Consider the following 23,273-nt stretch of genomic DNA (forward strand, 5'->3'; position numbering starts at 1 on the left):
CAATGACAACGCTTATCCATCTTCGGCACAAAATAGGGCAAGGCATATCCCCCCGTCAATTTATGGAGGGCATGAGGAGCCTGGAAATGAAACTGAGCCGAATCCCCAATACAAAGGAACAGTTAAAGCAAGTCTATGACCGCTTTCAATGGGACGACCCAGAAATTCAACGGTTCTTCGCTGAACGTAACGAGCGTGGCCAACTGCACTGCCTTGTCCTCTGTACGGATTGGTGTCCGGATGTGATCTGGAATGTTCCCGTCTTGTTCCGGGTAATGGAATACAGCCGCATACCGACCGAAGTGCTCATCATGGAAGAGCATCTGGAAACGATGGATCTCTTTCTTACGGGCGGTGGCCGCGCTCAACCGATCGCTCTCTTCCTTAATGCGGCAACCGGCGCGGTTCTTGGACAATGGGGCGCACGACCGGCATACATCCAAAACGTCATGGACGAGTTCAAAAGAAAACACGCTGATAAACAAGCCGATTCATATCAGGAACAATTGGATCAGGTCTACACAAGGATCGGTGAACTCTACCATGACGGGAACGATTACCGGAAGGTCATGCTTCAGGAGCTAAAGGAGCGGTTTACTTCATTCGCATGAAATGGAATCGCACCGACTGCGGTTCGACATCGACATCTAGGACATATACAAGGTAACGTGCGATCAAAACCTTCTATAGTGAGCATGAACGTAACTTAACTCACACTCCCACTGCTTAAATCTTCCTGAATATGTTATCATTACTATCGAAAGCGCCTAATGGAGTTGTTGTGTATACAACGGCTTATTAGGGTAAGTAATTAGAAGCTTTCCATGTATAGGAATTCATTAACTGAGTGCAAGGGAGAGAAACATGGATGACAAAAAATGAAGCTCAGCGCCCGTCCCGCGTCGTGATCATCGGTACAGGCGCTGTAGGAGCAACGACTGCGTACACCTTATTCTTGCGGGAAAGAGTATCTGAACTGGTATTGATCGATGCCAACCATGACAAGGCTCTTGGCGAAGCCTTGGATATGAACCACGGCCTCCCTTTTGCCGGCGGGGTGAAACTTTGGGCTGGAGATTACAGCGATTGCAAGGATGCAGACATCATTGTCATTGCCGCAGGCTCCAACCAAAGACCGGGCGAGACGCGAATCGATTTATTGAAGCGGAATACGGCCATATTTGACGATATTATTCAAAATATCGTGAAATACAACGATCACGGCATCATTCTCGTGGCTACGAATCCGGTTGATATTCTGTCTTACGTCACATTGAAAAAGAGCGGCTTCCCGGTTAATCGGGTAATCGGTTCCGGTACCCTGCTCGACAGCGCCCGCTTCCGTTATTTGATCGGGCAAAACAAAGGCATCAATCCGCGCAGCATTCACGCCCATATCGTCGGCGAACACGGCGATTCCGAGCTGCCGCTCTGGAGCATCGCCAACATTGCCGGTATCGGGATCGATCTGACGGACGATGAAAGAGAAGATATCTTTGATCGTACCAAGAACGCCGCATATGAAATCATCAACGCCAAAGGCTCCACTTCCTATGCTATCGCATTGGCGCTTGACCGGATCATCGTCTCCATTTTGCAAAACGAGGGTTCCGTTCTAAATGTGTCCACGCTGCTTACAGACTACCATGGCGTGTCCGACGTATATCTAGGGGTGCCTTGCGTGGTTGACCGCACCGGCGTGCGGGAAATTCTCAGCCTTGAGTTTAACGACGAGGAATTGGCCCAATTCCATGCTTCCGCTAACAAACTGAAAGAACAGATTTCCAAAATCTTCGAATAACCCAAACAAGGCTTTCCGGATGAACGTTCCGGAAAGCCTTGTTTTATTTGGCATGGCATCCGTACACGACGAGGCCCGCTTGCTATCCATTCGCTGCATAAATTGAGAATGCGCTGTATATCAGAAGCAGTCCCATACATACATTGAAGATGCGTTCATATCGGGACAACAGGTTCTGGAACAGCGAACCGCATAGCGCCCAGGTCATATTGGCGCAAATGCCAACGATGGTGAGCAGTATCGAGAATAATAACAGCTGCACATGGGTTGCTGCGATTGGCATCACGAAGGTCGATACGGCCGTAATCCCGTATAAAATGACCTTCGGATTCATGAATTGAAATATGAATCCGAACGTAAAGCTGTTAAATCCGCCTGGCTTATCATCTGCATCCCCCTGCGGCCTGCTTCGCATGATTTTTACGGCAAGATAAATCATATACAGGAAACCGATCATATTCATAACCGATCGAATCTTCGGGATGTATTGATACATTGCCAAGTTGAAGTAGCTGGACAGCAGCATAATGATCAAACACCCGGCTGCAACCCCGCCGATAAAGCGCATCGTTGCTCGAAAACCGTAACTTCGTGCGTTGGTCATCGAAATAATGTTGTTGGGACCGGGCGTAAATGAAGCTACAATGGCATAGGTCAACAGCGGAAGGATAAACAAGCTCTTAACTCCTTTCTTGTTTGTATGTTATAGTGATTGTAATCGGTCGTTATAGCGACCGTGCGTTATCATTATACAGTATGTATGTTATAACGTACAATATGTACAGTATAGAGGTGAACCAACATTTGAAGCCCATCAATTTGATATTGGCGAACAATTTAAAGATGCTCAGGGAGCAGAGAAAGCTGAGTTTGGATAAAGTCGCGGAAATGACCGGCATCAGCAAGACGATGCTGGGTCAGATTGAACGCGGGGAATCGAGCCCCTCCATAACCACCGTATGGAAGATTGCCAACGGATTAAAGCTTTCTTTTTCGTCGTTGATCAATGAGCCGCATTCCGGTACCGTCGTAGTATCACGGGAAGAGGTGCAGGCACTGGTTGAGGATAACGGCCGCATTCGCATTTATCCGTATTTCCCGTATGAAGACGGGCGGCGCTTCGAGATGTATTCATTAGAAATGGAACATGGCGGTTATTTAAGTGCAGAGGCCCATATCGAGGGTACGGAAGAGTTTATTACCGTTTTCGATGGTGAGGTCACCATTCGTGTCGATCATGAGGAATATACGGTAAAGCAAGGTGAATCCATCCGCTTCAAGGCAGACAAACCACATGTCTATCATAATTCGGGTAATACCCTGAACCGGTTAAGCATGGTGATCCATTATTCCGGATCATGATGTCGATGGAAGAACAGCAACGGCACCCTTTTCATGAAGGGTACCGTTGCTGTTTTGAAACTGTTGTATTATTAACGTTTTACCGACGCAGCGAATTTGCGCTGACCACCCCATACCGGGACAGCAGCTTGCGGCCGAGCAGCCCCACGGCCCGGTCTGTCAGGAACCCCATTAACCCCAGGCAGATCAAGCCGACAAATATCCAATCTGTACGGAAGAACAATCGTGAATTCCATATAAGATAACCAACGCCTTCATTGGATGCAATCATCTCGGCCCCGATAATCGCCATGAACGAGGTTCCCATGGCAAGCCGAATGCCGGTGAACATGAAAGGGACGGTTGCAGGAATGACGACATGCAGCACAATCTGCCATTCGGACGCCCCCATGCTGCGGGCGGAGCGGATCTTATCCTCCTCAACGGATAGAACGCCCGTCAGCGTATTCAAGACCACGATGAAGAAGGTTGCATACAGAATAAGCATGATCTTCGATGTCTCCCCGATGCCGAACCAGACCAGAAACAAGGTTATGAACGCAATCGGAGGAATGAACCGAATGAAATTGAGGAAAGGCTCGGCGAAAACACGGATTGGTCCGACCTTCCCAATCATGATTCCGACCGGGATCGCCAGCAGACTGCCAAACGTCCAGCCAAGCAGCACGCGGTACGAACTGATTCCGATATATTGAATCAAGGTGCCGTCCGTCAACAATTCGTATCCGCCCTTTGCCGTATAGACGGGACCGGGCAGAATTTCCGGGCCATACGCAAGGGACAGCAGATGCCAGACGCCAAGTCCTACCATCCATAACAGGATATGCAGGGACCATTTTTTAAGATGATTGCTCACGGGAACGCCTCCTCACTACTCGTCAAAATGCGATTGGATTTGGTTGTGCAGGGCATGGAAGGCCGGGTCTGACAAATCTCTCGGGTATGCAAGCGGCACCTCATAGATATCCGTTATTCTCGAGGAAGGTCCTGCAGACATAATGCCGATGCGTCCTCCCAGCAGAAGTGCCTCCTGAATATCGTGCGTCACGAAGATGACGGTTTTGTCCGTATCCTGCCATATGCGGACCAATTCCCTTTGCATCGTGCGTCTTGTCATCGCGTCCAATGCGCCGAACGGTTCATCCATGAGCAGGATCGAGGGATCATTGGACAACACCCGTGCCAGTTGTACCCGTTGTTTCATGCCGCCAGACAGTTCGCGCGGATATTTGCTTTCATGTCCCGCAAGGCCCACAAGCTCAATAAATTCGCCGGATATCTCCCTTCTCTTCTCAGCTGGCATCCGTTTCATGCGGAGGCCGAACTCCACATTCTCCCTAACCGTCAACCACGGAAACAAGGATGAGTCGGCTTGCTGAAATACGACGGCACGATCCTGGCCGGGGCGCTCCACTTCCTTTTCCCCTACCCTTACTTGACCTGATGTCTTGGAGACGAAGCCGGCGATCAGACTGAGCAGCGTCGACTTCCCGCACCCGCTCGGTCCCAGCAGGACGAAGAACTCCCCGCCTTTAACCGCCAGGTTGACGTCCTGGATAATATAATGTAAACCGCCTGCCGATGCTGATGCCTGCGTGTAACTTTTATTCAGCTGCTCAATATGGATTTCATTCTGCCTTGACGCTGCTCTCATTTTCATCATCTCCTTACTTCAAATCAATGACTCGATCCGGGAAGGCTGTTCTTACCAAATCCAGATTCAATTTATCATTCAGCTCGAAATCCTTCTCGATGATACCGTTAGCGACCATGTATTCCTTCTGTCCCCGCAATCCCGCATAGGCTTTGTCCGTAAATCCAATGCTCCATGGATTCTTCGGCAGATCCTTTAAGGTCGCTTCCTTCGGCTGCTTGACTTCTTCGTACATCATATCCGCTGTTTCCTCCGGATGGGCTTGGGCATAAGCCGACGCTTCATCCAGCGCTTTCAGAAACGCTACGAATCCTTCCTTGTTGCTGTTGATTAATTCATTTGAAGCGATCAAACCGGTGCCAAGCCTTACCGGCGTCTTCGACATATCCGATAGCTCTCTGGCTTCGGCAAGGGCACCGAACTTTTCGTTCAGCACTGCTCCATATACCCATGCGGCGTCAATTTCGCCTTTTTTCAGCGCCACGTAGGCCTCGTCGAAGCCTCCTTGCCCGATCAGCTCCACATCCGACAATGCAACCCCGTTATCGGCGAGATAAACATCCCACAGATAGGGAATGAATGTGCCTCTGGAGAAACTCAATTTCTTGCCCTTGAGATCGGCAGCGCTGGCGATCTCTTTACGGACGAACAGTTTCCATTCGCTTGCGCTCAAATCCGTGGCTGTTCCGGTTGAGGCGAATATAGAGTAATCGCCTTTGCTAACAGCATTCAGGAGTGGGAAGTCTGCACCAAATGCAACATCCACCTGCTTAATAAACAAGGAGTTCACGCCTTCGGCCGGCGTTGCGAAGTTCACCAGCTCGGCATCAATCCCGTGTTTGTCGAAGATCCCCTTGCTCTTAGCTATACGAAACACCGCATTCGTGGAAATATCGGCGATTTTCAATTGAAATTTACTCTCTTGACTGTCACCGCTGGCCTTACCGCATCCGCTAAGCAAACTCATTGCCAGCGTCGATATCAGAAACCAAGCATGCCATCGTTTCAAATAAGGTCTACGCATCGCGATCCCTTTCTTTCTGCGTTATTTCATCGGTCCTGGCCACGCATAACGCCCCCTCCCCATAGGAGATCGTGCCTTCTACTTCCACGGTCGTAACGGCACCTCTCCGTGCGGCACCTGGCAGGCGGTAATCTGCCACATCAAGCGGAGCAATCTCGGTCTCTATGGGCAATTCAAGCTGTGGCACCCATTCATAAGGAACCCGGTATGCGCGGTAGACCATATTAGAGTTGCGGATATTTTTATAAGGCGATATATATTCCCATACCAGTTCAAATTCTCTTGTCACCTCGAATATTCGGCCGTCGGCCCCTTCGGTAATCAAGGTGTTGCCGTTGGGCAGACGCTGTGCTGAGCTGATATACGGACTGTAGAAGCGGTAAGAGTCCAGCGGAGCCTGAAAGCCGGCCTCTGTGGGCGTATACTGCCATTCAATCTCTAAGGTTACGGGATTGATTTCCAGAATTCGCGAATGGTCGCGCCGCGCTATTTTCAAGCCATCTGCCGCTTCCGGATTCGGCTTTCCGTATCCGCCCCAGCCGCCGTTGTCGAAGATCAGAATATTGCCTTCGCCCGGAAGTCCCTTCGGTATGAGGTGAGCATGATGCTGGCCGATAATCCAGCCAATATGCTTCGTTTCCTCCGTGGAATAGTCGGGGCCAAGCTTCCAGACAATGTTCCCGGTTTTTTTATCGATGATGGCAATAATGTTCGTTTCCCGTGCATCCCAGATGATATTATCGGGATGGAAGCGTTCGTCCCCCGCATCATAAAACCGGTTAGGACCAAGCACAGATACCGAGTTAATATGCATCCAATCGCCGGCATGGGCTCCGAAGCCGCGGGTATTCGGATCACGGGATAACGCTAGCTTCGCGTCCTCATCAAACCCGAGTTCATCAAAGTGATCGCTAACCGCCCATTCCCAAATGACATTGCCTTCCCAATCCACTTCGATGATCGTATCGTCCAACAGTTCGATGTCGGAAATTTCGGGACGCTTCACATTTTTGTGAGCAAGAATAAGCGTATTGCCGGAATCTACCTTCGGATCCTGCCCGGGTACATAATAACCGACGGGATTGCCCTCCCGCTGGTAATCATGATGCTGGCGAGCCATCCATTGTGCCGGATGACCCGGGTCCTCTATGTATTCATAACGATCGAATTTCCAGACGATATTGCCTTCCCAGTCGACCTGTACCAGATTGGTTTCATCCTGAAACCCGTATTTCGGATCGCGCTCTGAGGTGCTCCCAAGCACATAACCTCCGGGAAAGAGCTTGTTCGGAAATCCCCGAAGCCCTTTCCATAAGTGAACCTCCCTGCCGTTCATGTCAATCAGGAGGGCGCCGGTATCCGCGGCTTGATAAATCGTGTAGCCGCTCCACGCCTTCCCCGGCTGATATACGGTTGTACCCGTTGGATAAATCGTTGGATGTCCCATCGTTCAACTTCCTTTCTGATATAAATTTTAGTAAGAAATGAATTTGTTCGAGCGTTTCAGTGAGCCTGGATTGCTTTGATCAATTGCTGCCGGCGTATCGAAAGATGGGCGGGGCGGCCGAAGCACGAAATCCGAGAAGCCCTCCAGATGATCGTTCAACCGTTCAAAATAATGGATCAGATCCCGCAGCTCTTCATGCGAGAATATTCCGAATATTCGTTCGATCGAACGCCCGCCTATGTATTCGTTACGCTTCACCATTTCTCTTCCAGCATCCGTGATGTCCAGCACAATCGATCTCCGATCGCTCTCGCTCCGTCTTCTCACCGCGAACCCGCAAGCCTCAAGTTTATCGCACAAGGCCGTTACCGCTCCGGACGTAAAATCGAGCTGTTCCGCAAGCTCCCCAAGCTTCTGCTCCCCATCCCGCAATATGGTGTTCAGGATCAACAAACCTGGCAGCGATACGCCTTCTATCGAGATTTTGTCACGCTCCTTGACAAATCTCCGCACCATTTTGCGAAAATGCCAATCCGCCTCTTCCATTAATGCCCAATCCGCTTCTTCCATGCCGCTCCTTCCTGTGGAACGATAGCCTCAGACTCCAAGCCATAATCCGTAACGATGTCCGGAAAATACAGAAAGACTCCCATTTCCCCTTCCGTTAAAATAACGAAATCGAGTAAACAGGAGCCTTTGGTAGACCAATCGGCTGATATATCGTTCAATACTAAGATAATGAATAATCATTTAATGAGGACTGAATGAATTTGCTTGTGGCTAGATTAAACCAATTAATACCACCTGTCAAGTAGGAATTAAATATATATTTAAACCATCAAAACAAAACCCCGCACTAGATGCAGGTTTCTCCAAAGCCAAGCATATTGATATTGCATAAAGGTTGTTCCTCTTCTTTGTCGATAGGTCTCGAAGAGGATGCAAGAATAGGCTGCATGTCGATTCAGAAAATCCTATAGAAAAAAGCCGTCGAGACAGTTCCTCGACAGCCTGCATGCATCCATATGTTTGAGCTTGCTGTTAACATGCAATCTCATCTACCTTAACCCGATTTTAATAAATGCCCGCTTTCTTGGAGGTTTGCTGAATCCCGTCGGTTCCATGAACCACCGTGTTTCCCCAGCCGGTCAGGTTTCCGCTTGGCCCTACAGCCAGATCCAGATCGTTCAGCTCCGGGCTGTTTCCGTACCAGGACCAAGCCAGCCAGCCCACTTCCTTCTGCTGTCCGTACTTCATAATAGCAATCTCATCGACATCTGCGCCTTGATGATAGCCGCCGAACTCCCCAATGATTAAAGGCAATCCTTTGTTTAAAACATCGTCCATTTTCGTTTTCACCGTAGCGGCATCCTTACCGGCATACTCATACATATGGATGGAGAATACCGTATTCTTCAGTTGATCGGAAGCAAATACAGCGGCTCCCTCATCCACGATGGATTGCGGGTATTGCCCCCATCCGGCTGCATCAACGATCAACGTATTCTTAATGCCCGCGTTTCTTAATTTGGGAATGGCCTGCTTATAACCATCGGCCCATCCGCTGCTGTTCCAATTTCCATACCATTCATTGGCAATATTGACGATGACGCGGTCTTCTTTTCCGATCAATGCCCCTTTGATGCTGATCCAATAGTCGACGGCCGCTTCAAGGGAAGCATACTCATCTTTGCCTGTCGCATCATGCACCTCCAGAACGGCTATCATTTGATGCTGCGACACCAGCGAGATGATACTGTTGACGGCGTTCAGATCATCCTTGATCCATTGCGACCCGTTCGACAAGACGACTCGTACGGTATTGGCTCCCGTTTGCGCGATAGCCGGAACAGCCGCGTTCAGATCATTCTTGTACCAGGTGTGGGGATGATTTACACCCCTCATCACAAAGGCTTTGCCCGTTGAATCATACAACTTGGTACCGTTTACATAAAATCCTGTGGCTGCTTCTGGTCTGGGAAGTCCACCGCCTACTGACACAAATGCCAAGATCGCGACTAGAATAGACTTCCATCCCTGCATCCATATCAACATCATCTTCCTCCTTCTGGATTCATATCATTTGATTTCTAGCCTCGACACTAGATGATGAATCAAAACCGAAGTGTTTAGAGTGTTCTTAAAGGCCGATAATATTTAGGTAATCGTTTAAGTAATAATCCGAATTTTATATGCCTCACCTTCACCTGTCAATGGTGTATGCATGTTTATAATAATGTTGCGTGCAAAAGATTTCGTTGACATCGAACGATGCTCTTTCTTAAAATACTTTCTAAGGTTAACGATAACTTAATAACGGAGGCTTTATATGACAATGACTTTACATACCCTGGGTTCTGAAATCCGAAAAGAATGGCTGGAGCATATCCTGCCTTTTTGGGGAGGATTGAAGGACGAAACCAACGGCGGGTTTTACGGCCAAGTGAACGCCGATTTAAAGATCGATGAACAAGCAGCCAAAGGCGGGATTGCCTGTTCAAGAATTTTATGGAGCTTTAGCGCAGCCTATCGGACGACGGGGCACGAAATCTACGCAAAGTATGCCAGGCATGCCTTTCAATTTCTCGCGCGCCACCTCATTGATCGCCAATATGGCGGACTGTATTGGATGGTAGATTACAAGGGAGTCCCGACAGATACGAGGAAACATATCTACAATCAAGCGTTCGGCGTATATGCATTAAGCGAATACCACCGCGCTTCCGGGAACCAAGAGGCATTGGATCTGGCCAAAGAGCTGTACCGTCTGATCGAGAGTAAGGGGTATGATGCGAAACGGCAGGCCTACAAGGAAGAGTTCGACCGGGAGTGGAACGAGCAGCCCAACGAAATGCTTAGCGGCAACGGCGTGGTCGCGCATATCACGATGAATACGCATATTCACGTCCTGGAAGCTTACTCCACGCTTTATCGGGCTTGGCCCGAGGCGGTGGTCCGAGAATCGCTTCATAACCTGCTGTCCATTCTGTACCATCACATTTTCGATGCTGATCGGAGACGTTTAGGGGTGTTTTTTGACAAGGATTGGAACCCGCTCGTGGATGTCACTTCATTTGGCCATGATATCGAGGCCAGCTGGTTGATGGATGAGGCGCTTGATGTCATCGGAAGCACGAATCCGGATTATAAGCGCATGGTTCTGGACTTGGCGAATGCCGTATCTGAACGGGCCGTGCAGCAGGATGGTTCGCTCATGAATGAGCAAGAAGGCTCACATCTGGATACCTCCAGAATCTGGTGGGTCCAGGCTGAGGCTATGGTCGGTTTTTTCAATGCCTATCAGCGTACGGGAGATATTCAACTTCTTGAACAAGTCTTCAGAATGTGGAATTATACGAAAAAAAATATTATCGATTCCCGCCCGGGCAGCGAATGGTTTTGGTCCGTCAATGAGAACGGACGGCCGGATCAGCACGAGATGGCCGGACCATGGAAATGTCCGTATCATAACAGTCGATTTTGCTTGGAAATCTTAAATCGAATCGAACATGTAAGCAGCAAGCTCTAACAGAATAACAATCAGAAATGCGCCTTCGCCTTTATTTGTCTCAGACGAGCAGGTATACTGTACTTGGATCATGGAATGATTGCATACATACTCGGACAGATGGTCTACTTCGACTGTAGATAAAAGGAGACAAACGCGATGAACAAAAACATAACGATGAAGGACATCGCGGAGGAAGTTGGCGTCAGCACGGTGACCGTCTCGAAAGCCCTGAACGACAAGGAAGGCGTAAGCGACGAGTTAAAGGCAAGAATCAAAGCCATCGCCAGCGAAATGGGCTATCGGGTGAACACCGTTGCCAGGTCCATGCGCGAAGGGCTGACTTACAACATCGGCGTTATCATTCCCGAACGTTTTACCGGACCCGACCAATCGTTCTATCTGCGCGTCTATCAAGAAATCTCCAAGGGATTGGAAGACTACGGGTATTACGGCATACTTCATATTTTAAGCAGCTCGGATGAACAGACCTTGCAGCTGCCGCGCATCTATTATGATCGCAAAGTGGACGGATTCATTCTACTGGGACAGATCAGTAAGCCTTACATCGAGATCATGCACGCCATCGAACCGCCGATTCTGTTTCTGGACTTCTACGATGACCATTCGGATATTGACGCGGTGGTTTCGGATAATTTTTACGGTGCCTATGAACTTACCAATTACCTGATCCGGCAAGGACATCGCAACATTGCCTATGTGGGCAGTTTGCATGCCACAAGCAGCATTCAGGATCGGTTCCTGGGTTACTATAAATCGCTGCTGGAGCATCATATCGCTCTTCGGCAGGACTGGGTAATCAACGATCGGAATGAGTACGGCAATTATCTCGACATCGAGATTCCGGATGAATTGCCAACAGCTTTCGTATGTAATTGCGATCAGGTCGCCTATTTGGTTGTGCAGAAATTGCAAGGCATGGGTTACCGCATTCCCGATGACTGCTCCGTCGTTGGTTTTGACAACGATATCTACGCCACGCTGACCGTGCCGCACCTGACGACGGTTGAAGTCAATATGAAGCAGCTGGCTCAAACGTCGATCCAGTCCATCTTAAGCAAAATCAGCACCCCTGATACCATATTCGGCAGAATTGTGGTGAAGGGCAAGATCATCTATCGTTCCTCCGTCGCCAAGATGTAAACCCCTCCCACCATCAAACATGCCCCGAACCACGCATCGTGCGCACAGGGAGCAGTGCGCACGATGTACAAAACGATTGCAAAAGAAAAGACAGCTGCATGGATGCGGCTGTCTTTTAAATTCGCGAAAAATTTTCGGCTATTTATTTGCTTGTCTTCCACGTTAGCGCAGGTCTCGTCAAAGAATAAACGGCACAAACCAGGGACACGATGACGATCCCCCCGCCGACCCAGGCCGTGCTGGCTACGGTGCCTCCCTGCTCTAACACGAGCCCCCCAATGGCAGAGCCCAATGCGATACCGATTTGCAGCGCGGAATTGTTAAAACTTTGCTGGATATCGGACGAACCCGGATCCACTTGAATCAGATAATTCTGCAGAGGAGGAGCCAGGCTCCAGCTCAATGCCCCCCATATCATCATCACGATTAAAAACACGCCAATCGAAAATGTGGATAATGGAAGCACGAACAATACCAGCATGAATGACGTAATGATGATCACGATGCTCTTATGCGATCCGATCCGATCCGCAAGCGCGCCGCCGAACGCCCCGCCGCCGACGGCGGATAGTCCGAACAGGAAGTAACAGATGCTGATCCAATAAGGGCTCAGACCAAGCTCCGATTCAAGAAACGGCGTGAAGTACGCATATATGGTGTAATGCCCTGCAAGCATGAACAAGGTGGCCAGATGCGCACCGGCGATTTTCATCTTGCCCAGCGCCTTGATCTGAACGGATAACGGCGTAACATTTTCAGGCTTGATCCGGTCCAGGAACATATAGATCAAAATCATGGAACCGATCGACAGGAAGCCGATACCCAGGAACAACACCCGCCATCCGAAAGCCTCGCTGATCAGGATGCCGAGCGGCACGCCTAGTACCAATGACGAACTAATCCCCATATAGATAACGCCCAAGGCTTTAGCGCGATGTGCAGGCTCAACCACCTTGGCGGTAATCGTCAAAGATAACACGATAATCAACGCCGTACTCATCGCGGTTAAGATTCTGGCTGCCATGAGCAGCGTAAAGTTCGGGCTTACATAAGCCAGCAAGTTACCAATAAAGAAAATAAACAAGGAAATCAGGTAAAGCCGTTTGCGCTCCACTCTTGCCGTCAGCGCAAGAAGCACCGGTCCCGCTATCGCATAGACCAGGGCGAACACGGTAATCAGCTGACCCGCCGTACCGAGCGAAATATGCAAGTCGTCCGCAATGAGCGGCAGTATCCCACCAACAATAAGTTCAACCAGCCCGACGGATATCGTCGATATCGCTAGGATTAATACTTTCAGATTCATCTGGAATGAAATCCCCTTTCTTCGATGTCATGTTTATAATCAACAAAAAAATCCTGATTACAAAAAATGAGTAAACATTTTCTGTAGTCAGGATTTTCCGGTTCCTGGTAGAGACCCTCAGACCATATTAATGAGGTTATACATTCAAATAAAATATTCAGTTGCACAACAATCGTTGATTAATTTATCACATCCGTTACGAAAGATCAACCTCCCATGCAGGATTCCAGCAAATCTCCCACAAATGCCCGTCCGGATCGAGAAAATGACCGGAATAGCCTCCCCAGAAGGTGTCTTGTGCCGGCACGGTTACGGTCGCTCCCGCTCTACTGGCTTGCTCCATCACCTCATCCACTTCTTCCTTGCTGCCGACGTTGTGGCCGATCGTGAATTCCGAAGAGCTTGGGGACGATAAGGGAACATTCGCTTCAACCGACAGATCCCTGCGATTCCATATCGCCAGCTTCACACCGGCTTGCAAGTCAAAAAATGCTACAGCCCCATGCTCAAATTCAGTGCCAATGATTCCTTCGGTCGGGAGCCCGAGTCCGTCACGATAAAACTTCAGGGACCGTTCCAGGTCATCAACGCCAATCGTAAGTACGGATATGCTTGCTCTCATTTTACGTTACCTCCTGTACATCATCATTGATACTTCTACCCCATTGTCGTTCAACACCCGAATGAAAGATTGTAAAAAACGGACAAACCTTGCCGCCGCCATGCATGCAAAATTTATGGTTGAAAAGCCTGCTTCGGCGACATGCCGTATAAGCGTTTGAAGGTGTTAATAAAATGAGGCTGATCATAATATCCGTATTGGGCAGCGATATCAGGAAACCGATTAGGCTTGGAACGGCGCATCTCCTGCAGCAAATTCTGGAATCGTATGATGTCCGTCATTTCCTTCGGCTTCATGCCCAATTCCTTCTGAAACGTTCTTCTTATGTTTCTCTCGCTGTAATTCATTTTTTCGGCCAGGGCATGAATCGTTATTCTCCCCTTGGAGGCGTATAAATGCTGCATGCCTTGCTCCACCAGCGGCTCAGAACGTATGTTACTCCGTCTTAACGCGTTGAATAAAAACGTCTCGATCAGCTCGATGCGTCGGGCGGAATCAAGAGCTGTCACCATTTCTTCGTTCAAGTGATTCACTTCTGCCCCCCACGCTTCATCCAAGAGGATGGGACCCTCCCGAAATTCGGAAGCGGGAAATTGGATGAACGGACGAACGGTTTCCGCATAGAAGCGAATACCGAACAGAGACTGCTCCTGCGTGAGTATCGCCGCTTCATAACGGGACATCAGACCCGTAACGAAGCCGGTGGCCGAGGCGGTCCGTGCCTTCATATTAAATATGATATCCACGCAACCGTCGGGAAGGATGCGATGGAGCGGAGCTTGAATGGACGTGACTCGGTATTCCAAGCTCCAATAACAGGCTACATATGGCATCAATGGCTGGCACGGCCTATACTCCGTATAGGCATAATCTGAAGCAGAAGATTGAATCTCTATGGCCGGTGCTTGTACAGGCATAAAATTCCGCAAAGTGCTCACCCTTAATTATGCTTGAATTAGCAAACAACTTGAATGGAAAAATGTAGTCTTAGCGTCTATCAATCATGCTGTCCTGCTTGAATCTGCAGGTTCATAATTTGACCGTTTCGCGACGTAATGTAAACCTTCCAATCCCCCGTTACTCCACGCCCGTCATGCATGGCGAATGTCCGGGTTCCCTCCGTGCCGGCTTTGACATCCGCGTATCCGAATTCCTCCGTTCCCCGGTAGACCTTCAGCATCACGTGGCCCGTGCTGTTCTTGTTATGAACCTTAACGGTTAATTTGCTGCCCTGCTCCGGCATGGTGGTAAACGTGTTTTCGTACGCATTGACGCTTTGGTACTTATCCAAGTCTATATATTGCACCGTAAAAGGCGTGTTGCTGTCAGCACCCTCAACTTCCTCTATGTACGATGCCTGGTGATGAACGAGTTCGCCCGCACTCTGAGGGAACAGCGCCAGCGTCAGAAACATGGCGAAGCCGACTCCAAGCCATTTCATTTACGGCGAAACACCTCCAATAAATTTCCCTATGCGCACCGCCGCCTCGCGCAGCGCTTCCTCTTCCTGGACCAGCGCGATTCGCACGTAGCCTTCACCTTCAGAGCCAAAAGCATCCCCTGGAATAACCGCCACGCCTGTATTCAACAGCAATTCGCGGGCGAACCGCCGCGAACTCCATGCTTCCTCGCGAAAAGCTACAGGCAGCCGCGCCCATAGAAACATCGTGGCCTGCGGTTTAGGGACGTCCCACCCCGCTTCGGCCAAGGAAGCTGCGAGGACATCACGGCGCTGTTCATACAGCGAAGCAACACCTCGTTCCTCGTTGGAAGCAGCCATGGCTTGACGCAATGCATGGACCGCCGCTGTCTGAACCGGCTTGAACACGCCGAAATCGATGTTGCTTTTGTATTCCCGCAGCGCGCCGACAGCTTCCACATGACCGGCAAGAAAACCGATGCGACAGCCTGCCATATTAAAGCTTTTGGAGAAGGAATGAAACTCCACCGCGATGTCGATGGCGCCTGGAGCCTGCAGTACGCTTATCGGACGATAACCGTCAAAGCCCATTTCGGAATAGGCCAGGTCATGGACGATGAGCACGTCCCATTTTTTCGCCAAACCGACCAACTTTTCAAAAAAAGCAAGATCGGCCTGAACCGCAATCGGATTCCCCGGAAAATTCAGCAGGATGAAGGTCGCTTTCATCCAAATCTCCTCCGGTATGCTGTCCAGATCGGGCACGAACCCCCGCTCTTCTTTCAGTGGCAAATACCAAGGCGTTACCCCTGCGATCGCAAGGGCTCCGGCATAAATCGGATATCCCGGATTCGGAACAATAGCCAAATCCCCCGGATTGCATATGGCTTGAGCCAGATGCGATAATCCGTCCTGAGAGCCCATTAAGGCCAGTATTTCCGTATCGGGATCGACGTTCACGCCGAAGCGGTGCTTCATCCATGCTGCCGACTGCTCTCGGAATTCCATGGTTCCTCTGGTGCCCGGATATGTATAGTTATCTTCTTTCAGCGCTTCTTGGCTCAGGATCTCGCGTATATCCTCAGAAGGACCACGGTCAGGACTGCCAATACTCAAATCGATGATATGTCTTCCCGCCTGGGCAGCTTCTTGTTTCCATTCGCTGACCTCGGCAAATATCGAAGAACCGATCTGTGATAATTTGTCTGCACGCCATGATCGCTTTGAAGTTTGATTCGGCATGGTATTCACCCACTCCACTTTTTTTCCTATATTATAGCATGATGCCGGCTGAGCTTCTCTTGGAATTAAGATCTGGGGCTTGACTTGAAAAGCCTTTCATAACGTAAGATCGAACCATACAAAAAGAGAAACCAGGAGAAGAGACAACCATGACCAGATTGAGAGAAACCATTTTTATTATCGCGTTTACGTTTGCAGCCTTTGTGCTGGGTACCACCGAATATGTCATTGTTGGATTATTGAAGGACATTAGCGCAACTCTCAGCATTTCGCTTGCGGCTGCAGGTGTCCTCGTATCCTGCTTTGCTATCGCTTATGCGCTCGGAACGCCTTTTGCAGTGACGCTGCTCGGACGCATTCCACGGCATGTTACCATCCTGTCAGCGTACATTGCGGTGTTGGTGTTTAATTACTTGACCATCTTCGCCACCACGTATCCTGTCATGCTGTTCATTCGCATCATCACCGCCATTCTGTGCGGATTGACCTTGTCGCTGGCCATTGCCGCAACCAGCGAGCATATGAGCGCTTCCCGCAGGGCTGGCGCGGTTGCCTGGATCATTGGAGGTTTTTCCATAGCGAATGTCCTGGGCGTTCCCGTCGGGACGCAGATCGGCCAAATGGCTGGATGGCAAACCGCTTTTATCGTCACTTCACTTGTGGGGATCATCCCGCTTGCGTTCATGTTGGCCGTTATGCCCAAGAGCAATACGATTAGCGTAAGCTCCATGAAGCAGCAATTTGCCTTGTTCAAAAATCAACGGATTCGTCTTGCATTCTTCATTCCGGTTTTCGGCGTAGGCTCCGTATTTATCGTATACACGTACATCACGCCGCTGTTAGAGAACGTGCTGGGGATACCGCAGCAATGGATCAGCACCGTCCTGCTGGCTTACGGCGCTTTCACGATTCTAAGCAACTGGCTTGGCGCCAAGGTAGCGCAAGGCAATTCCAGGGTTAAATTGAAAGTGATTTTCACCATCCAAGCGATGATTATGACGGCTCTGGCCCTCACCCTATCGCTCCCGTGGATGGCATTGGCATCCTTGATGCTGGTCGCCTGCTTCTCCTTTGCACTCAGTACCGCCGTTCAGTTATACCTGATTGACTTGGCAGATGAATCTTCGCCCGGCTCCAAGGACTTCGCTTCCACGCTCATGCCGGTTGCATCCAACATGGGAATTGCGCTCGGCTCCCTTCTGGGCAGCCTGGTCGTGGACAGCATTGGCCTGGCCTACCTGCCGTGGGCCGCAGTTGCATTCGCTATCGGAGCTTTTGCCATAACTTCCCGCTGCCATCAGCTCGACCAAGAGCAATCGGAGTTAACGCTCCTGACATCGGTTAAAGCTTCATAGAAATATTTTAATCCTTCTCATGATCAGATGAGAGGGATTTTTTTGTACGGCGGAAATCGGTCATTCTCGCTATAACAGATACCTTATCACTAAAGCGGCACAGTAAACTCGTATTCATTCGATGGTCAACCAAATCCAAAGCCTATTTGGAATTCAAAAAGCTTACCCGTTATGTAACGGCGTAAGCTTTTTGTTATGCTGTTATTCAGTTCAGCAGGAATCGGCATGAGTCCAATATCATGCCGATTCGAGCAAATAGCGAATCCGCTGTCCTCACAATCTCCTTATTCGGCTGATTTCACCGAAAAAAACACCAGGGGTTGCGTCGCATTACCGATTGCCTAAGTAGGATAACGCCATAGATACAGCTTTGTTAAACCCCTTGGACTTGCCGATATTAGAGGACACTGGTTCCGCTATTCCTTTGTTTTTACCTATTTCATGGCATTATGCGGACAAGAGATCCGCTATTGTCGGATTTAGCGTGGATTCGTCCGTGATTATGGTGCAATAACGGATCCTGTGTCCGCTTGATCACCATAATAGGCCCATTTCGGCGAAATAGCGGATCCTCTGTCCTCATCGTCTCCTTATTCGGCTGATTTCACCGAAAAAAACACCAGGGGTTGCGTCGCATTACCGATTGCCTAAGTAGGATAACGCCATAGATACAGCTTTGTTAAACCCCTTGGACTTGCCGATATTAGAGGACACTGGTTCCGCTATTCCTTTGTTTTTACCTATTTCATGGCATTATGCGGACTTGAGATCCGCTATTGTCGGATTTAGCGTGGATTCGTCCGTGATTATGGTGCAATAACGGATCTTGTGTCCGCTTGATCACCATAATAGGCCCATTTCGGCGAAATAGCGTATCCTCTGCCCTGATGGACTCCATTTCGGCGTAATAACGGATCCTCTGTCCTCATCGACTCCATTTGGGGCAACTTTCAGTCTGTAGCAGAGCCTCCGTCTGTGTATATGTGTCCAATATCGTACCGATACCAGCAAATAGCGGATCCTCTGTCCACACAATCTCCCTATTCGGCTGATTTCACCAATATAGGGGTTGCGACGTATTACCGACTCACCCATTAGCTGTCCTCACAATCACCATAACAGTCTCACTCCAGCAGGCAGCGGTGCCCCCTCATTCTACATCTGCCCACTTAGTCTACATGTATCCAATTTCAGGACCATTCCAGCATATAGCGAGCCTCCGAATCGTCCATCTGCTCGATCGATCCCCTGCTTAAGCCGCCATCTCCCGGCATGCCTTCGCACATCTGAAGCAGGCTTCCGCACATTCCTGACAGTGCTTAGCATCATGCTTCTTGCACTCGTTTCCGCAAGCTTCACAAACATCGGCACAGATCCTGCATATTTCTCTGGCATACATGCTGTTCGTGGACATGGCCTGAGCCGCGAAATTACATATATCCGCGCACTGTCGATCCAATCGTATGCATTCCTTCATCATCGCAACATCCTGCTCCTCCAAACATGCGGTGTAACAATGGTTACAAGCCACCATACAGCGCAAGCATTCCTCGATGCATTTTTGAAATGATTCGTGTGACATACAACATTCTCCTTTCGGTGTTAGCGATTATAGGATTACCTTGTACCAAGGTTGTATGTCATTAACCAAAACTTGTGAAGATTCAATGAGGATTTTTTGGAGCATCGAGTTGTCGAGCTTAAAGGTGTGATTAGATTAGATAAAAAAAGACGACTGCGCAGCAGCCGTCTCTCCTTTTTCATGATGCCATGAATGCACCATTTCCCGTTAATATACTTCGAGTTGAGCATTCATCGAACATCCCATTATTTTAGCCAGTCCTCACAGGAATCCGCCATTTTTTGCAAAGCTTGAAAGAACATGCTGGCATGGTAACCATCACACACCGCATGGTGCACCTGCATTGAAACCGGCAGCAGCATACGCCCTCCCTGCTCGGCGTATTTGCCGCCCGTGATGATCGGCAGCAAATATTCTTTATCATTGGCAATATTCAGATTGAACCCGCTAAACCTTGCCCAGGGGATCATGGATATGGGAAACGTATTGGGTGGTGGATTCTCCTTAACGAAGATCCCTTTGACATCCCGATAACGTTCCATGTCCTGCTCATATAGATCATGGAATCGATCAAAATCGTTCACAAATTCAGTCCATAAACAGGAGAAGGTATGATCATCCTTGTGAAAAAAAGTATAACTTGGCGTCATGGAATCCCAGTACCCCAGCTGCCCCTCTGGGCTATACGAGGTTTTGAATTCTGCGCGTTCATTGACAACCCGGGTCACCATGTAAATAAAAGCCGGGTAAAGCTTATACCCCCGAATCTTCAGCGCTTGAAGCAACAGCGTGATATCCGTGTCTAGAGTCATGCTGTAGGTGCATTGATTTACGTTTGTGTAATGCTCGAAATACGGCAGTCTGTTCCACCGCTCAATATCAATGGTATGGAAATTCATTTTTTTGCCCTCCTAAAATAAAATCGTTCTATTTCAGGAGGGTACATCCACCGCTTTAACCACAAGCCATCACTCCAAAGTTTTATATATCAGTCAGCAAGCTCAACGATTACATTTAAAATCCCGTACGACTTTCACGCATCAGAGAAAAAGGCCGTGTTGAACGCTCATATTGCGTTGTGTCCCTATTATAAATCATCACGCTCTTAAAAAATAGAGAATGACAATCCATGCTCCCGCCTGCTTATGTACCTTTGAACTCAACTCAGCGCGTCTCGTCGACGGGATACGCTCAAAAGAAAAGGCTTCGCTCCTCAAGCAGAAGCTCAAGTTGCAAAGCCTTTATCCTTCCAATCTTAATGAATCACTTCCGGCAATTGGGTAAACAGCAGGTTTACCGGCAAATTGCTTCCCGGCGCAGCCGTCAGCATGATTTCAACCTTTTGCTCGTAATCGCCCGTACGGTAGAGAACCGCTTGCTCTCCTGGGGATACCTGGCCCAAGGAATAAATCGGTACGATCGTTCCATTCATCATGGCATAACCCGAGTACTTGCCGCCCCGCGGGTTAAACGAGATCAGAGTATTCGGTGCTACGCGATCCAGCGTGATTTTATACAGGACGCCGAAGTTGCCGGTATTGTGCGTAATATCTCCGACCATAGGATCCATGCCTTGCAGGTTAGGGTCATCCTGGTTGTCTCCAAGAACGAGACGCTGGGATTCTGCCCCCACCAGCTCGGAATAACGAATGATCCGCGTCGAATCCGGATAGGTGCCGCGGTTATGAACGCCATCGCGATCCAGGATCGGCAGCGTGCTCAGCACCTTTAATGGATCGGATTTTTCGTCAATCATCACGACGTCAAACTGGATCGGAAGGTCGCTATACATATCCGAGTACAGGGAAATGACATGCCCCTGCTTCATTCGTATCTCGCTCAGCTCCGTCATGACCAGCTTCTGTTCGCCAGGTGCAAGCGTTACGGAAGTTCGCTTCGAACCGTCTTGCATGGATTGGAAATAGTTCAGCACGGACTTTTTGCCTGCTGCCGTCGCAATCGGCGATGGACCTGCAAATCCCAGGTAATCTTGTCTGAGCGTTACCGGGGTAGTGTTCTTGTTAGTTGCAATCACGTACATCTTCACATTTTTGTTCAGATTGTTCACGTGGTGAATCATGAAGCGCATGTCGCCTACCGCTGTCTCTTGATACACGATGCCCTCGCTGTTTACGGTTTCAGGGCTGTTGCTGCGGATCAGCGTGCTCGGCTCGTCGTAAAAATCATAATTGATTTTCGGACGCGAAGTGACGTTGCCGAGGAACGAGAATTTCTCTCCTTCCGGAATGAAGAGCATATTGAAATCGTCTTGCTCATACAACGTCTCGTTCGTTACGTTGATAGTCGTCTCGTAAGAGGAGCTAAGTCCCTTCTTATCGGTGACGGTCAACTTGATGGTGTACACGCCAGGCGAGAAGAAGGCATACTCTTTGTTCTCCCACTTGTACGTCAGGTCCTCGTTCTTGTCCTGGTCGTCGTAGCTTTGATCCGTATAGGTGATCAGCTCACCCATTTTATACTCCATCTTGTCGGTTTCGAACATGGCTACAGGCGGAAGGTTCGGCTGAACGACCGTAATCGATTGGCTGTATGGTTCACTCCAAGCTCCCGTCGAATCCTGAACCGAGTAAGTGACTATGTATTGACCTGGCGCATCAAATATATCTTGCTTGCCTTCCCAACGTTCGTCGATGATTTCACCTTGCACATTCTCAACCTGAGGTGTATAGGTAACTGTAGTCTGCCCTGCAAAGATCTCTTTAGGGCCTACCGTAAACTTCGCAACCGGCTTGCTTTCCAGACTCATGATAACACGCTTGCCAACATTGTCCACTTTATATTGAATGTCCAGCGCTTGCGTGATGGCTGTCAGCGGAACCATGAAGGTGCTCTTGGTTTGGTAAGAGGTGCCTTTCATCGTTTTGGTCACGCCGTTGACGGTATACTTGCTGCTGTCCGTTTTGAAGCGGAGCTCATTGCTTCCTTTGGTAATAATCGTTTCTTTGGTCTTCTTATCGTAAGTGACCTTGAAGCCTACACGATCCACAAGGGCACGAATGGGAACATAGGATACTCCCTTCTTGACTTGCATCGGCTGCGGTGCATTGTAGGTAACGCCGTCTTGGACCATCTTCGTGCTATTAAAATAAAGAATAAGTTCCTTGCCCGTCACGGATGGCGTGTTATTCTGGTTGTTCTGCCCTTCCGTAGTCGTTCCCGGTTCTTGCACTTCACCGGTTTCCGTCCCCGGCACTTCGGTCGTTCCTGTTTCGGTTGTACCTGTTTCGTTGGTTCCTGCTTCATCCGGCGCTTGAGTTCCTTCTGTCTCTGTCGTATCGGATGACTCTTGAACAGCGCCTGTAGCGTCTGTACCCCCGGATTTCAGTGATTTCGTTGCCGCTGAATTTTGCTCATACACTTCTTGGGTGACTGACGGTTGCGTTGGGTCTGCGGCATTGGCATCCGCGCTCGCCGGATAAGCTGCGGCCAGTTGGGCAACAGCCAATACGGTTAGCAATGATCGTTTCTTCAGTTTCATTACATAACTCCTTCTAATCCTTTTTGATATTTTAATGAGGTCATACTATTAGACGTAAATTTTGGTAAAAAAGTTTCTCTGAACTGTGAATAATATTTAAGATGATGTAGAACTTTGTTAAAAACCTATAAAAAATCCCGAAACAGCATCAAAGCTGTAACGGGACTAATAAGTCACACGGCAGATTTCATATAGATGCTCCTAGATATCATCAATCCACTAACCTTCCTCAGGTTCCGATTCATCACCATTTTGGAATATACAATATAGACATTGTAATCACCGAG

21 protein-coding genes and 1 riboswitch are annotated in these 23,273 nt (G+C 49.1%); of the genes, 6 read left to right on the top strand and 15 right to left on the bottom strand.

Annotation, left to right across the window (positions count from 1 at the left end; translation table 11 throughout):
• The first annotated feature begins 86 nt into the window (after positions 1-86).
• The gene (locus MHH82_RS18285) at positions 87-611 is read left to right on the top strand and encodes a thioredoxin family protein (RefSeq protein ID WP_445661974.1); all 525 of its coding nucleotides are present in this window, start codon (positions 87-89) and stop codon (positions 609-611) included.
• 257 nt (positions 612-868) lie between these two features.
• Positions 869-1,801 (top strand): L-lactate dehydrogenase, encoded by a 933-nt coding sequence (locus MHH82_RS18290; RefSeq protein ID WP_340967204.1) that lies wholly within the window; start codon positions 869-871, stop codon positions 1,799-1,801.
• A gap of 82 nt (positions 1,802-1,883) precedes the next feature.
• On the opposite strand, the gene MHH82_RS18295 is transcribed toward MHH82_RS18290, so the two are convergent.
• The gene (locus MHH82_RS18295) at positions 1,884-2,477 is read right to left on the bottom strand and encodes a LysE family transporter (RefSeq protein ID WP_036660816.1); all 594 of its coding nucleotides are present in this window, start codon (positions 2,475-2,477) and stop codon (positions 1,884-1,886) included.
• 128 nt (positions 2,478-2,605) lie between these two features.
• On the opposite strand from MHH82_RS18295, the gene MHH82_RS18300 reads away from it, so the two are divergent.
• Positions 2,606-3,163: a helix-turn-helix domain-containing protein gene (locus tag MHH82_RS18300; protein WP_340967207.1), complete on the top strand. Its 558-nt coding sequence runs from the start codon at positions 2,606-2,608 to the stop codon at positions 3,161-3,163.
• 79 nt (positions 3,164-3,242) lie between these two features.
• Here the strand turns inward: MHH82_RS18300 and MHH82_RS18305 are convergent, their stop codons facing one another.
• From MHH82_RS18305 to MHH82_RS18330, 6 genes are all read right to left on the bottom strand, one after another.
• Positions 3,243-4,019 carry an ABC transporter permease gene (locus MHH82_RS18305; protein WP_015735817.1) on the bottom strand — a complete coding sequence of 259 codons (777 nt, stop codon included), beginning with the start codon at positions 4,017-4,019 and terminating at the stop codon, positions 3,243-3,245.
• Between the two features lie 15 nt (positions 4,020-4,034).
• The gene (locus MHH82_RS18310; RefSeq protein ID WP_015735818.1) at positions 4,035-4,817 is read right to left on the bottom strand and encodes an ABC transporter ATP-binding protein; all 783 of its coding nucleotides are present in this window, start codon (positions 4,815-4,817) and stop codon (positions 4,035-4,037) included.
• A gap of 13 nt (positions 4,818-4,830) precedes the next feature.
• A complete protein-coding gene (locus MHH82_RS18315) occupies positions 4,831-5,841 on the bottom strand; it encodes an ABC transporter substrate-binding protein (RefSeq protein ID WP_015735819.1) in 1,011 nt (336 codons plus the stop codon).
• Positions 5,834-7,288 (bottom strand): aryl-sulfate sulfotransferase, encoded by a 1,455-nt coding sequence (locus MHH82_RS18320; protein ID WP_340967211.1) that lies wholly within the window; start codon positions 7,286-7,288, stop codon positions 5,834-5,836. The genes MHH82_RS18315 and MHH82_RS18320 overlap by 8 nt, the downstream gene beginning before the upstream one ends.
• Before the next feature lie 27 nt (positions 7,289-7,315).
• On the bottom strand, positions 7,316-7,858 hold the full coding sequence (locus MHH82_RS18325) for a MarR family winged helix-turn-helix transcriptional regulator (RefSeq protein ID WP_015735821.1): 543 nt from the start codon (positions 7,856-7,858) through the stop codon (positions 7,316-7,318).
• Between the two features lie 504 nt (positions 7,859-8,362).
• Positions 8,363-9,343 carry a glycoside hydrolase family 5 protein gene (locus MHH82_RS18330; protein ID WP_445661995.1) on the bottom strand — a complete coding sequence of 327 codons (981 nt, stop codon included), beginning with the start codon at positions 9,341-9,343 and terminating at the stop codon, positions 8,363-8,365.
• A 274-nt stretch (positions 9,344-9,617) separates the two neighbouring features.
• On the opposite strand from MHH82_RS18330, the gene MHH82_RS18335 reads away from it, so the two are divergent.
• Together MHH82_RS18335 and MHH82_RS18340 are read left to right on the top strand one after the other, a co-directional pair.
• On the top strand, positions 9,618-10,817 hold the full coding sequence (locus tag MHH82_RS18335; protein ID WP_015735822.1) for an AGE family epimerase/isomerase: 1,200 nt from the start codon (positions 9,618-9,620) through the stop codon (positions 10,815-10,817).
• 138 nt (positions 10,818-10,955) lie between these two features.
• Positions 10,956-11,960 (top strand): substrate-binding domain-containing protein, encoded by a 1,005-nt coding sequence (locus MHH82_RS18340; RefSeq protein WP_340967217.1) that lies wholly within the window; start codon positions 10,956-10,958, stop codon positions 11,958-11,960.
• A 142-nt stretch (positions 11,961-12,102) separates the two neighbouring features.
• Here the strand turns inward: MHH82_RS18340 and MHH82_RS18345 are convergent, their stop codons facing one another.
• From MHH82_RS18345 to MHH82_RS18365, 5 genes are all read right to left on the bottom strand, one after another.
• Entirely contained in the window at positions 12,103-13,266 is a 1,164-nt protein-coding gene (locus MHH82_RS18345; protein ID WP_015735824.1) for an MFS transporter, read from the bottom strand.
• A 64-nt stretch (positions 13,267-13,330) separates the two neighbouring features.
• A riboswitch (purine riboswitch) is annotated at positions 13,331-13,430 on the bottom strand.
• 32 nt (positions 13,431-13,462) lie between these two features.
• A complete protein-coding gene (locus MHH82_RS18350; protein WP_015735825.1) occupies positions 13,463-13,888 on the bottom strand; it encodes a VOC family protein in 426 nt (141 codons plus the stop codon).
• A gap of 113 nt (positions 13,889-14,001) precedes the next feature.
• Positions 14,002-14,805: a helix-turn-helix transcriptional regulator gene (locus MHH82_RS18355; protein WP_340970036.1), complete on the bottom strand. Its 804-nt coding sequence runs from the start codon at positions 14,803-14,805 to the stop codon at positions 14,002-14,004.
• A gap of 80 nt (positions 14,806-14,885) precedes the next feature.
• The gene (locus tag MHH82_RS18360) at positions 14,886-15,329 is read right to left on the bottom strand and encodes a hypothetical protein (RefSeq protein ID WP_340967221.1); all 444 of its coding nucleotides are present in this window, start codon (positions 15,327-15,329) and stop codon (positions 14,886-14,888) included.
• Positions 15,330-16,550 carry an aminotransferase class I/II-fold pyridoxal phosphate-dependent enzyme gene (locus MHH82_RS18365; protein WP_340967222.1) on the bottom strand — a complete coding sequence of 407 codons (1,221 nt, stop codon included), beginning with the start codon at positions 16,548-16,550 and terminating at the stop codon, positions 15,330-15,332. It lies immediately after the preceding gene.
• A gap of 149 nt (positions 16,551-16,699) precedes the next feature.
• On the opposite strand from MHH82_RS18365, the gene MHH82_RS18370 reads away from it, so the two are divergent.
• On the top strand, positions 16,700-17,905 hold the full coding sequence (locus MHH82_RS18370) for an MFS transporter (RefSeq protein WP_251496670.1): 1,206 nt from the start codon (positions 16,700-16,702) through the stop codon (positions 17,903-17,905).
• A 1,252-nt stretch (positions 17,906-19,157) separates the two neighbouring features.
• Here MHH82_RS18370 and MHH82_RS18375 read toward each other — a convergent pair.
• The 3 genes from MHH82_RS18375 to MHH82_RS18385 all read right to left on the bottom strand — a co-directional run bounded on the left by MHH82_RS18375 (position 19,158) and on the right by MHH82_RS18385 (position 22,986).
• The gene (locus MHH82_RS18375) at positions 19,158-19,487 is read right to left on the bottom strand and encodes a four-helix bundle copper-binding protein (RefSeq protein WP_015735831.1); all 330 of its coding nucleotides are present in this window, start codon (positions 19,485-19,487) and stop codon (positions 19,158-19,160) included.
• A gap of 245 nt (positions 19,488-19,732) precedes the next feature.
• Positions 19,733-20,386: a type A chloramphenicol O-acetyltransferase gene (gene catA, locus MHH82_RS18380; protein ID WP_015735832.1), complete on the bottom strand. Its 654-nt coding sequence runs from the start codon at positions 20,384-20,386 to the stop codon at positions 19,733-19,735.
• 356 nt (positions 20,387-20,742) lie between these two features.
• Positions 20,743-22,986, bottom strand: coding sequence for a stalk domain-containing protein (locus MHH82_RS18385; RefSeq protein WP_340967229.1), 2,244 nt, complete (start codon positions 22,984-22,986; stop codon positions 20,743-20,745).
• Positions 22,987-23,273 lie beyond the last annotated feature (287 nt).

It is taken from the genome of Bacillus sp. FSL K6-6540, assembly GCF_038007545.1.